The following is a 13,032-nucleotide window of genomic DNA, read 5'->3' on the forward strand; positions in this document are numbered from 1 at the left end:
ATACATGGGCTCTTATCAGGTAGGTCTTATTTCAATGTTTCCCGAATCTGGATATTGGCTTGTCGGATTTTATCTTCCAACAGCTTAATCACCTTTCGGTCATAGGTCATCAACCCATTTACTTCAATTTCTACATCGGTGGTTTGGGTATATACTGCCGCCGAATAACCAAATGGGATAAGCTTTTTCAATTTTTCAGCTAAGTCCACATAAGCCTTAGTCGCTTCTTCACTTGTCTTATATTGTACATATCCCCAATTTCGATTCGCTTCCCACAGGTGTTGGTCTAAGGCTAAACCGATGCCTCCATATTCACCCAATACATTCACCCGTTTAGAATCAAATAGTCCCATCTTAGGATCTGGATAATTGTGCATATCCAACATGTCGCCTACATCATAGTGATTACCTCCACTGGCAGGATTGACCAAGCGGGAGGGATCATAGTTTTTTGTCCATTCCACCACTTCTGGGGTTTTAAATTGGCCCCAAGCTTCATTGAAAGGCACCCATACCACCACGCTTGGATTAGAGAAGGTTAAATCCATGATTTCTTTCCATTCTTTCATGAAGTTTTCTTCCGAAACTTTTGAGCGGATCAATTCTTTATCGTTGAAATAGTTTCTAGTCACCCATTTGGGGTCTTTATCACCACTAGGCATATCTTGCCAAACCAAAATACCCTCTCGATCACAGTGGGTATACCATCTGGCAGGCTCTACTTTTACGTGTTTGCGGATCATGTTATAGCCAAAATCCTTCGTTTTTTTAATGTCGAACAGCAGTGCTTCGTCGGTAGGTGCCGTATATAAGCCATCTGGCCACCATCCCTGATCCAAAGGCCCCAATTGAAACACATTTTTATTGTTTAATTGAAGTCGATGTATGCCATTGGCATCTATTTTGGTGGAAATTTTACGCATTCCGACATAGCTTTTCAATTTATCTTTGGGAAGGCCATTGCGAAGAATGGAAATTTCTAAGTCATATAAGAAAGGGGATTCGGGACTCCATAATTTGGCATTAGGGATGGCTACTAAAACATCCTGACCTATGGCAGCTTTGCCAGAAGAAATCACGTTTCCATTATCCAAAACTTTCACTTCAATGATATCGGAAGGAATAGTGCCTTCAGTCTTGGATTGAACGCTGATATTTCCTCCATCGATGTTAGGGACGGTTTTTAGTTGGCTAATGAAGGTAGATTCTACGGGTTCTAGCCAAACTGTTTGCCAAATTCCGGTTACAGGAGTATACCAAATGCTTCTTGGGTTATTCACTTGCTTACCACGTGGTTGAAAGCCTAGATCGCTTGGGTCCCAGACTTTAACCACCACTTTTTGTGCTTTATCTTTTTGTAAAAAGGCCGTTATATCAAAACTAAAAGGAGTATATCCTCCTTGGTGGCTACCTACTTTAATATCATTGACCCAAACATCGGCTTTCCAGTCTACGGCGCCAAAATGTAGGATGACATTTTTACTTTTCCAGGTAGAAGGAACCGTAAAAGTGCGGTGGTACCACAATTCTTTTTGATCACCAACTGTTTTTTGAACTCCAGATAAGCTGGATTCTACCGCAAAAGGCACAAGAATTTTGCCGTCAAATTGACTCGGTATATTACTGCCCTTATCTATAATGGCATAATCCCATAGTCCATTTAAGTTTTGCCATTGATCCCGGACCATTTGTGGTCTTGGGTATTCAGGTAGGGTATTGTTGGGGTCTACTTTTTCTGCCCAAGGACTTTTGATTTTGTTTCCTGCGGGTTTCCAGTTTTGAGCATCCACGGAGAAAAGCTGCATAGCCAAGACGGCTACAAAAAAAAGGTTTTTCATGTTAAGGTATCGATTTGAAAAACCTAAGTTATTAAAAAGCGTGAGTTCTTGGCTTTTTAGAGGAAAGATATTGATGGAATTAGGCCACTTTTTGTTGCTCTGACCACACCTTTGGAGTACAACCTTCGATTTCTTTAAATGCTTGAAAAAAGCTGTTTTTGGAGGTAAACCCCGCCTCTTTCATTAATCCTTCTAAGGAATAGCGTTTTTCTTTATCTTTTACGATAAGTTCTTTCACGTACTCAATGCGGTATTTATTCTTGATAGTTGGGAACGGGGTATTAAGAACCTTATTGAAACAAAAGGAAACATGATGCTGAGGAATATTCAATGTCACTACGATATCGCGAATGGAAAATCGAGGGTTCAAGTAAGGTTTGTCTATTTCAATATAATTTAAAATGATTTGAGATAGTTCATAGAAAGAATCATCTACTTCCAATTCTGTTTTCTCAAAGTTAGATTTTTTCTTTTTGGATTGAATGAGTTCAAGTTCTTCTACCGTTAACTGAGGAATACCATACAAGACCCTTGGGAAGAGTAAGATCAGCAAAGGCATGACAAACGCAAACATGATTAATATCCGGTAATAGGGCAAATATTCATTCAAATTACTGAAGTCGTGATCAGGGCTAAATAAAACAACAAAATTTGATGAAAGCAGAATGCTGGCTATAAACGCATTGAAGGCAACAAAAATGATGAGCCATTGGAACGTAATACGCCTTTGCATCTCATAAGAATCAGAAGAATCAGTTTCGTGCGTGCCATTTGATTTGATTAACAACAAGATCATCATCCAGGCATAATACACGTATAAAAAATTTCGGACAAAATCATGGACTAGGCTGGGTGTAAATACATGGATTTGGTTGGTGTAGAGCTCACCAGGCTGGTTAAGTATTTTGGTAACTAAGGCCAGTTTTTCATGGTATGGTTTTAGAAAATAAGGAATCAAACCCACCAACATGTATAAGCTTGGAATGAGGTGCCAAATATCTTTTCGGGTAAGCCCTTCTTGATCCGTTACGGTGTTACGGACATATATATATGCTGCTGGTCCAATCAGGAAAAACAAGGGTGAAAAATGCCCGTAAAGAATGGCTAATAGCCAAGGTAATTGACTATCATAAGTGAATAAATAGTACTTTAAGCTAATTACTCCGATTAAAAAGTAAAAAATGGACAAGAAAATGATGCCTCTATTCTTCTTTATATTGAAATATGCAATGATAATGGAAAATAGAAGGGATAAAAAGGGTAAGGTTAGGAACATTGATGCGGGTACTTTACTAAACTAGAAATTTTGTTTGCTTTTTTTGGATTCCTTCATAAAGACCTATTTCAATGAACCGATTAAGCGATAAATTGTTAATCGAAATGATGAATATCATGCAAAAAAAATGCTAGCTGTAAACGTGGTTATAAATTTAGAACGGTATTGTTTTTTTAATGCATTTAAGTTAGATAAGCTTCGTTAGAGCTTGATTTGTTTATCTTAATCCTTTGTCCTAAAATTCAAAATCTGTACCTAATTTATTAGCGGTTTTTAAAAAAGAAAAAATCATTTTTTTAAAAAATAGGTGTTATTTTTCTAAAGTAACCACCCTTAAGGGGCAAAATTTTAAAAAAATAGAAAGAGACCTAACCATTAATTCCATTGTTTCTTCAGATTAATTCAAGAGACGGGTGGAATTAATTTGTATAGAATTATTAAATTATACTAATAATTGAGTTTTAGTTGAAATTTTTATAAGATTTCTCCTACTTTTAGGCTCCTGTTTTAAAAAGCAGAATCTATGATTCGAAATATTTTAGAGCAGAGAGTGTTTATATGATTCATTTTTAGGAGTATATGAACGTAATGTTAAGATTAAAGACAGTAACAATTATAGAACACAGGAATGCAAAAAGCCTATCGTTATTAGCGATAGGCTTTTTTATGTTATCAAGGTCCGATTATTGTCCTTTTTGATATATTTCTAAAGCGTCTTTGTCGTCATATTGAATCATCTTTTGTACTAGTTGTTTTTTCAAATCGGCGATAATTTGCGCATTTTCTTTTTTATTGTAGATGTTGTGCAAATTTTTAGGGTCTTTTTTGATATCATATAATTCCCAGAAATCTTTGGGGCCATAAAAACGGACTAAGGTATATTGTGCCGTTCTTAATCCAAAGTGCGGATAGACATGATGTGGTTGTGGGTATTCATAGTAGTGGTAATAAGATTCATTCTTCCAGTTTTTGCCTTGTCCTTTTAAAACAGGTAGAAATGATTTGCCTTGAATTTCAGCAGGGACTTTCGTTTGAGCAATATCCAGCAGTGTAGGAGCCCAATCGACATTGGACACTACTTGACTTATTTTAGTACCTGGTTTGATAGTACCAGGATATCGAATTACAAAAGGTGTCTTTAAGGATTCTTCATAAATGAATCGTTTATCAAACCAACCATGCTCTCCCAAATAGAAGCCTTGGTCTGAAGTATAAACCACTACGGTATTCTTGGCTAATCCTGATTTATCTAGATAATCCAACAATTCACCAATGTTTCTGTCTAGGGAGTTTGCTGTAGAAAGATAGTCTTTCATGTAGCGCTGATATTTCCATTCGGCTAGGGCTTTTCCACTGAGTTTTTTCTCTTCAAACTCTTTACTGATTTTATTTTCATAGTATGCATAAAACGGAAGTCTTTGCTGAGGAGTAAAGCGATTGAAACTTCCTCCATCTCCATTTCCGTCATATTTACCGTGAATTTTTAAATCTTGACTTAGAATCATGGTTTTATCAATCGTCATGTCTTGATCTGCTGCCGCCAATCTACCTGCATAATTATCATAAAAAGTATCTGGTATAGGGAAAGTCACATCATCATAAGCACCTAAATCAGGAATGTCGGGTAACCAAGAGCGGTGGGTAGCTTTATGTCCAACCACCATGAAAAAGGGTTTATTGGGATTGCGCTGATCTAACCATTCTTTAGAAAGTTGAGTAATGACATTGGTGACATACCCTTCTCGGCGTGTGGTCTTATTCTGGCTATCTACAAAATCGGAATTATAATAACTACCATGCCCTGGAAGTATGTTCAAATAATCAAATCCATGAGGTAAGCTTCCTAAATGCATTTTCCCTACCCAGGCAGTCTGATAGCCATTTTTTTGTAATTCTTCTGGGAAAACAGCTTGTTCTATATCAAATTTCTTTTCGTTGAATTTGTAGCCATTTTTATGACTAAATTTTCCTGTTAATAAGGTGGCCCTACTTGGCCCACAGATGGAATTGGTTACGACATTATTATACAGGATAGCACCTTCTCTGGCAATGCGATCAATGCTGGGGGTCTTAGCCAATTTACTTCCATATGCACTGATGGCTTGTGAAGTATGATCATCCGAAATAATAAAAATGATGTTGGGTTTTTGTTTTGCTTGTCCCCAGCTATAAAAGCTAATCAGGAGTAGAATAAGTGATTTTTTCATAAGATTTGTTTCAATGCTAGCCGTGAGTTTTTATTTAATGGAATATCTCTTGATTGTATAACTTGTTATTTTACAGTTTTGTATAGATAAAATACTGATTTTTTTCATTTAATTTGATTTGCCTCCTGTTGCTTGGGGTCTCTTTTTGCTTCTTTTAATAACCAATTCTTATGAAAAAAATATACGCTTATTGCTTATTAGGCTTGTGTCTAAGTCTTTCTCAAGACAATTTGGCCAAACAGCCAGATAAATATGTGAATAAAAAATCAAATATGGAAAAGAAGGCTCCCAAAGATTGGAAGCTTGGAGTGGCTCTTTATACGTTTAATGGATTTTCATTTCCAGATCAATTAGCTAAAGCGGATAGTGCTGGATTGCATTTCATCGAAGGCTATACCTTTGGAAAGGCGGGTGCTGCCTTGAAGGATTCAGCTGTGATGAACTTGTCCAAGACAGGAGTTCGACAACTAAAACAAATGATCCAAGAAAAGGGGCTCAAGATGGAATCCATTTATTTGGTGGGAGGTAAAACCATCGATCGTTGGAAGAAGGAGTTTGATATAGCGAAAGAATTACAAGTTAATTATGTAACGGCAGAGCCTCCTGTTCATTTATGGGATGGGGTAGATAGTTTGGCTGGTATTTATAAGATAAAAGTGGCTATTCATAATCATTGGAAAGGAACCAGTGTTTATTGGACTCCCGATTCTTTACTAATTGCCATGAAAAACCATCCAAATTTTTATGCATGTCCAGATTTAGGTCATTATCCTAAAAGTGGCATAAATCCAGTGGATGCTCTGAAAAAATTACAAGGGCGCATTATAGCCATTCATCTAAAAGATATTGCTGAATACAATAATCCCAAACTCAGGGATGTACCTATTGGAACAGGAGTAGTGAATTTCCCCGAGGTTTTTGCAGAGTTAAAGCGACAAGGGTTTCAAGGAAATATTAACATTGAGCGGGATACCCAAGAAAAACCAAGTAATCTTTCTTCGGTCATTCGATCAGTACAATATTACAGAGAGCAGATAAGTCAACTGAAATAGGCTGTTATCAGTATAATTTACATAATCTGAATGAAACATCAGGGTAGTGAATGGTAGTGAATCCTGTTTTTTCATCCAAATTACATAAGCAATATTCCCCTATGAAAAGAAGAAAGCTTTTGCAGTCAATAGCCCTTTCGGCAGGTGCTATGGTTATCTTACCCAGCTGGGCACAAGGCTGGAGTCAAGAACGTATAATTACGACGCAAGTATTTAAGATTGAAGAAAAGGAAATGCTTCGTCTTATTGCAGGAACCTTCATTCCCGAAGGAACTTCCAAAGGAGCCAATGGAGTGGGCGTGGAACGCTTTCTCGATAAGCTTTTTAGTGATTGTTATACGGAAGGGGATCAACATAAAATTAAGACGGCTATCCAATCATTGTCTCTTCAGGCAGATTTAAACCACCACCTGTCATTTGGGGCTTGTAGCGCCGCTCAGCGAGAAGGACTTTTGTTGGATTTAGAGAAGTCGGCTGAGCATCTCTGGGCTTACACAACGTTAAGGGCTGAAACGATTCGAGGGTATACGACCTCTGAATATGTATTGACGGAGCATTACCATTATGTCATGGCACCAGGCTTTTACCACGGGTGTGAAAATGTATAATTTATGGCTAATTTGAATCTAAATATTGCCAAGAAAAATACCTATGATGTCATTGTCATAGGATCAGGCGCTAGTGGGGGCTGGGCTGCTAAGGAGTTTTGCGATCGAGGTTTAAAAACCTTGGTTTTGGAACGGGGCAGGCAGGTGAAGCATGTCGAAGATTATCCTACAGCCTCTAAAGCTCCTTGGGAATTTGAACATCGTGGAACCGTAAGCTTGGCTGACAAGCAAGGTTTTTCTGCTAGTGGTTTTATGCGGGAAGAAACGAAACATTGGGCATTGCCAGATGATGAACAGCCGGTGGTTTATGAAAAACCATTTCGCTGGACAAGGGGATATCACGTCGGAGGAAAGTCTTTATTGTGGGCTAGGCAAACCCAACGCTGGTCTGATTATGATTTTGAAGGACCTATTCGTGATGGTTTTGCAACGGATTGGCCAATTCGATATAAAGACATCGAACCTTGGTATGAGCATGTAGAGAAGTTTGCTGGAATAGCGGGCTTTAACGATAATTTGGCAGAGCTACCTAATAGCTTAGTGCAGCCTGGTTTCGAATTAAACTGTTTAGAACAACATTTTAAGGAAACTTTAACTAAAGTATATGGCAACCGATGGGTGATTTCCGGTCGATGTGCTCACTTAACAGATCCCCAAGAAATCCATTTTCAGCAGGGCCGTGGCCGTTGTTTAAGTCAACGCCAATGTAACAGAGGATGTAATTATGGAGGATATTTTAGTAGTAATGCCTCTACCTTGCCTTGGGCAGCTAAGACAGGAAATCTAACATTGCGGCCACATTCGGTGGTGCACTCCATCATCTACGATGAGAAAAAGAACAGAGCCATTGGGGTCAATGTGATTGATGCCAATAGCCATGAAATGATACCCTTTTATGCCAAGGTGATTTTTGTCAATGGGTCTACCATCAATACCACTGCGATTCTATTGAATTCCACATCGAGTCGGTTTCCAGCGGGCTTAGGTAATGACTCCGGTCTATTGGGGAAATTCATTGCATGGCATAATTATCGTGGGACGGCCAATGCCAGTTTTGATGGATTTAAAGACAAAAAGACGGCAGGAGGAAATCCAAGTAATGCCTATATCCCTAGATTCAGAAATGTACTACGTCAGGAAACGGATTTCTTGCGGGGCTATGCCGTAGGTGTTGGTGGAGGTAGAGGAGAATATTCCAAGCAAACGGGGATTGGGGATACTTTACGAGATAACTTATTGAATCGACAATTAGGTAATTGGAATATATCTGCTTGGATGATGGGGGAAACGGTTCCTACCGAGCAAAACCATATACGTCTGCATTCTGACTTGAAAGATAAATACGGGATACCGCAGATCATATTCTCCTGTGACTGGACTGAAAATGATGTTAAAATGGTCAAGGATTTTAGAGAACAAATGCAAGAAATGTTTGAAAAGGCGGGTTTCCAACAGATTAGAACAGCCGATTCTAAGTCGGCACCAGGGGCCGATATTCATGAAATGGGAGGCGTACGCATGGGTAAGAATCCTTCCCATTCTTTATTGAATGAATGGAATCAATTGCATGCTTGTAAAAATGTGTTTGTCACGGATGGAGCTTGTATGACATCTACAGGGACGCAAAATCCCACCTTAACGTTCATGGCATTAGCGGCCCGTGCGGCTAATCATGCTGTGGATGAATTGAAGAAAAAGAACTTATAAAACAAAATACACATGAAAACAAATCGATTGATGATTGCCCTTTTGGGGCTTTGCCTTAGTTTGGGAGCATATGCCCAGAAAGTATATACCTATCCCTTGGGAGTACAGGCTTACACATTTAGAAAGCAATTTCCTCAAGACCCACTTAAAACCTTGGATATCATTAAAGGCATGGGCTTTACTGAATTAGAGGGAGGAGGCGCCAAGGGGATGACATTACAGGAATTTAAGCAACAATGCGACACTAGGGGTATTTCCATTCCTTCTACTGGAGCTGATTTTGGTGAATTAGAGAAAGATCCCATGGCCGTAGTTCAAAAGGCTAAAATCTTAGGAGCTAAATTTGTTATGTGTGCTTGGATTCCTCATAAAGGGAATGATTTTACCTTAGAAGATGCTCAAAAAGCGGTGAATGTATTCAATAAAGCGGGGAAGGTTTTGAAAGAAAATGGATTGACCCTTTGCTACCATGACCATGGATATGAGTTTCATCCCTTTGAGAAAGGAACTTTATTGGATTACATCATTCAAAAGACGGATCCTGCCTATGTGTCTTTTGAAATGGATGTATTATGGACTTTACACGGTGGTGGAGAAAAAATGCCGGTCAAATTATTGAAGAAATATCCTGGCCGCTGGAAATTGATGCACGTAAAAGATTTGCGTAAAGGGGTTGTGGGGGATTTAACAGGGCATACGCCTGCTATCAATGATGTTCCTGTAGGAATGGGACAAGGTAACTGGAAAAAAATTATTCAATTAGGCAAAAAAGCGGGAGTTGAACATTGTTTCATTGAAGACGAAAGCGACAATGAATTGGTCAATGTGCCAATAAGTATTCAATACTTAAAAGCCTTATAATGTGAAGAGCCCCGAATCTCGGGGCTCTTTTTTTAGAAATCTTTTTCTCCGTATTCTGTTTTGGTGGATTTCGTTTTTTGACCTCGATCATTGATCCGGAAACCCAAACTTAGCTGTATGACTCGGTCCCATTTACGGTAATCTGTACTACTGTAAAAGTTGGGTGTTTGAGTGACAATGGTTTGAATATTAGAATTGAACACATTCAGACATTGTAGATTTAAGTTCGCCTTATTTCCCCAGAGGCTATATTTCAAACTGACATTGGAAAGTAGTAAATCAGAGTCAAAACCTTGGGTAGTTATGGATTTAGATAAATAAGTAAAATCCCAAACGAAACGAAGTTTTGGACTTATATCTAGACTGGTGTTTCCATTGATATTATAATTGAAACTACTTTGCTGGGTTTCTATTCCTCTAAAATTTCCCTGTACATCAAATTGATAGAGATTTCCTGAAAGGTAGATTTTCCAAATTTTATTTGGTCTGATTTCCGTCAAAAATTCAACACCTGTCGATTGTGAATTTCCGGCATTGGTATAGGTCCGCCCTAAAATGGTCCTACTATAAATTTCGTTCACCCGGAAGACTTTATCCTGTAAGAAGTTAACATAGACGGTAGCTGTAAATGAAATATTTCCAAATCCTTTACTTAGGCCAACTTCTAGAACATTGGCTATTTCTGGTAATAAATTGGGGTCACCTGTTTCTATGGTTTCGGCATGTCGGTGGTTTTTAAATGGCGACATTAACTTACTGGTTGGCCGTTCAATTCTTCGGCTGTAACCAATACGTAAGGTCTTTTCTCCATCTAATTTCCAAATTCCTTGCAAGGAAGGGAATAGGTAAACTTGATTAAGCGCATAGGTTTTTCCGGGTTCTCCCGCATGTGTTAGCGTCCGGTCCATCCATTCAGAACGTAATCCTAATGCGTATGAAAATTGCTTTTTCGTACCGTTTAATTGCACATAAGGGGCATGGATACTTTGGATTAATTCCATCTTGTCCGTGTAATTCGGATCGGAAACCCAAGTGCTAGTGCCGGCTGTATATCGCTCAAACAGGAAATCACCTTGGTGGTTGACATACCTCATATGATAGCCAAACTCAAGTTTTTTATTGGAACGAAGTGGAAGACTATAGTCCAGTTGAAATCTCCAGGCATTCAACGGACTAGTCTCTGTAGATCTTTCCCAAAGTAATAGTTTATTACTACCTTCATAGGTATCGTAATTGTTCAAAGGTCCCCCCAATTTAGAGAATTCATACAGAGCTAAGAGACTCAGCTTAGCCTGATTGGCATAGGTATGGGAATAGTCGATGTTGTATGTTTGAAATTTACCAGAACGAACAAACAAGTTTTGGTTAAAAAATTGCTTGTAGGGACCTTGAGAAGAATTGAATGTAGAAAATAAGTCACTTCCAGGTTGAGTACGGATAAAATCCTGGTAATGTAAGTTGGCGGTTCGGTCTGTTTGTTTTTCACCCATATAGGCTGACCAATTCCACTGATCCACCGAACTGGCTTGAAAGGTCCCTCCAGCGCGCAGAGAGTATTGAAAATCCATGTAATTTCGAACACCTTGCGAGGGCATGTAGGTTAGGGTATCTTGAAATTTAGTTCGAATTTCTCCCACTCGAAACCCATCGATGTCATATCTACGGTAATCTGCCGCAGCAAAAACACTCCATTTTTTGTCGGTAAATGTCCATTGAACATCGCTTCCAAATCGTAAAGGTAAAGTCCCTCCATTCATGATATTTCCAGACCAAGCTGTACCAATCCTCGTATTCTTTTTCGTGATGATATTGATCATTCCAGCTTTACCATCCGCATCGTATTTGGCAGAAGGGCTAGTAATGAGCTCGATGCTTTCAATGATATTGGCAGGTAATTGGGCTAAAATATCGGCAGGAGTTCTGGTAGAAGGTTTGCCGTCAACTAATAGAACAAATCCAGTACTTCCTCTTAATGCGATTTCTCCTTCGGTATTGACGGTTATAGCAGGTAAGCGTTGCATTAAATCCATCCCGGTACCATTGGCTGCATTTTGAAATTGCTTGGTCTGGAAAGTTTGCTTATCCATTTGCAAAGCTACTACCGCTTTTTCTCCTGTAACTATTACTTCACTAAGAGTTTGGTTGTCAGGGACTAAATAAATTTCATTGCTGCTAAATTGTTTGAACTCAGCTAAAGGAATAGCCTTCGTTTTATACGACAAGGCTTGAAATTTTATGTAAGCGATATTCATGGGGACTTCAGGAAAAACAAATTTTCCTAGGGTATCACTTAAGGTTCCTTTCCAAACAGTTGAATCTTTTTTCCACAAGCTGATATTCGCAAATTCGATTTTTTGGCGACTTTGTTGATCGATTAATTTCCCAGAAAGGGGATTTCCTTGGCTAACAACCATGGATAGGTTGGTGATAGTCAATAAAATGACCAACAAGTTTTTTTTCATGAGTAGGTAAGGGGTAATGGCAATTTAACTACCAAAAGATAGTGATTCTAGACTCAAATCATATCCTTTTATGGCAGTTTGGGGGCTAATAAAGGTAGTTGATCCAGATTTTAGGGCTAATAAAGGGAGAACCTGAATTTGGTCAGGAAAAAATATAAAAGGTTTGCCCCTACTAATTAAACATGTAAATTCGTTTCTAATGAATACAATTGGTTTACTATGAAATGGACAAATGAATTTGATTTTTTAAAAGGACCCCGTGCTCGATGGAAAGAGCTAATTTTTTCGATTGAAGTACTTTTTCAATACATCAAAGGATTTAGAAATCTCCACTTCATTGGGCCCTGTATTACCATTTTCGGCTCAGCACGTTTTGATTCAGAACATTCTTACTATCAAACTACTGAAAAGCTGGCCAGGGAACTTTCTAAATTGGGATTTGCGATCATGACTGGCGGAGGACCGGGCATTATGGAAGCGGCTAACAAGGGGGCAAGTCAGGTAGGAGGGGTATCCTTAGGCTGTAATATAGAATTACCTTTTGAACAACACGCCAATCCCTATTTAGATAAATTTGTGACCATTCGGTATTTCTCGGTAAGAAAGGAATTACTTCGTAAATACTCTTCGGGATTTGTGGTGATGCCCGGAGGATTAGGAACCTTGGATGAATTTTTTGAGGTTATTACCTTAATTCAAACCGGAAAAATCAATCACTTTCCCGTAGTCGTGATGGGTTTAGAATACCATGAAAAACTCATGGCTTATTTTGAGTCCTTAATCAAAGAGGAAACAGTAAGTCCTGGCGATTTTGATTATATCTTGTTTACGGATGATATCCAGATGGCCATAAACCACATTCAAACAAAATCAGAGAAACGGGTTCCATCTCGGCAAAATCCAAATCAGCCATTGTGGATTTTAGGGGAGAGAAGGATTTACAAAAAACGCTAATTCCCTAGAAGAAACCTTTCATTTATGGGTAATTGCTTGTTATAGTGGTATTTAATTAGTTGGTATA

The 13,032-nt window shown here is 38.6% G+C and carries 9 protein-coding genes; 5 read left to right on the forward strand and 4 right to left on the reverse strand.

Annotated features, from left to right (window positions below; translation table 11 throughout):
* Positions 1-26 precede the first annotated feature (26 nt).
* From EWU23_RS04555 to EWU23_RS04565, 3 genes are all read right to left on the reverse strand, one after another.
* The gene (locus EWU23_RS04555; RefSeq protein WP_166229310.1) at positions 27-1,838 is read right to left on the reverse strand and encodes a glycoside hydrolase family 2 protein; all 1,812 of its coding nucleotides are present in this window, start codon (positions 1,836-1,838) and stop codon (positions 27-29) included.
* A gap of 79 nt (positions 1,839-1,917) precedes the next feature.
* The gene (locus tag EWU23_RS04560; protein WP_166229312.1) at positions 1,918-3,114 is read right to left on the reverse strand and encodes an AraC family transcriptional regulator; all 1,197 of its coding nucleotides are present in this window, start codon (positions 3,112-3,114) and stop codon (positions 1,918-1,920) included.
* A gap of 683 nt (positions 3,115-3,797) precedes the next feature.
* Entirely contained in the window at positions 3,798-5,321 is a 1,524-nt protein-coding gene (locus EWU23_RS04565) for a sulfatase family protein (RefSeq protein WP_166229314.1), read from the reverse strand.
* Positions 5,322-5,491: 170 nt separating this feature from the next.
* On the opposite strand from EWU23_RS04565, the gene EWU23_RS04570 reads away from it, so the two are divergent.
* The 4 genes from EWU23_RS04570 to EWU23_RS04585 all read left to right on the forward strand — a co-directional run bounded on the left by EWU23_RS04570 (position 5,492) and on the right by EWU23_RS04585 (position 9,549).
* Positions 5,492-6,373 carry a sugar phosphate isomerase/epimerase family protein gene (locus EWU23_RS04570; RefSeq protein WP_166229316.1) on the forward strand — a complete coding sequence of 294 codons (882 nt, stop codon included), beginning with the start codon at positions 5,492-5,494 and terminating at the stop codon, positions 6,371-6,373.
* A gap of 101 nt (positions 6,374-6,474) precedes the next feature.
* Positions 6,475-6,981, forward strand: a complete 507-nt coding sequence (locus EWU23_RS04575; protein WP_166229318.1) for a gluconate 2-dehydrogenase subunit 3 family protein — start codon at positions 6,475-6,477, stop codon at positions 6,979-6,981.
* A gap of 3 nt (positions 6,982-6,984) precedes the next feature.
* On the forward strand, positions 6,985-8,688 hold the full coding sequence (locus tag EWU23_RS04580; protein WP_166229321.1) for a GMC oxidoreductase: 1,704 nt from the start codon (positions 6,985-6,987) through the stop codon (positions 8,686-8,688).
* 12 nt (positions 8,689-8,700) lie between these two features.
* Positions 8,701-9,549, forward strand: a complete 849-nt coding sequence (locus EWU23_RS04585; protein ID WP_166229323.1) for a sugar phosphate isomerase/epimerase family protein — start codon at positions 8,701-8,703, stop codon at positions 9,547-9,549.
* A gap of 32 nt (positions 9,550-9,581) precedes the next feature.
* Here the strand turns inward: EWU23_RS04585 and EWU23_RS04590 are convergent, their stop codons facing one another.
* Positions 9,582-12,011, reverse strand: a complete 2,430-nt coding sequence (locus EWU23_RS04590) for a TonB-dependent receptor domain-containing protein (protein WP_166229325.1) — start codon at positions 12,009-12,011, stop codon at positions 9,582-9,584.
* 219 nt (positions 12,012-12,230) lie between these two features.
* Between EWU23_RS04590 and EWU23_RS04595 the strand changes: the two genes are divergently transcribed.
* Positions 12,231-12,965, forward strand: a complete 735-nt coding sequence (locus tag EWU23_RS04595; protein WP_166229327.1) for an LOG family protein — start codon at positions 12,231-12,233, stop codon at positions 12,963-12,965.
* The last annotated feature ends 67 nt before the right edge of the window (positions 12,966-13,032 follow it).

Origin of the sequence: Aquirufa beregesia, assembly GCF_011090385.1 — a bacterium.
Classification (GTDB): Bacteria; Bacteroidota; Bacteroidia; order Cytophagales; family Spirosomataceae; genus Aquirufa; species Aquirufa beregesia.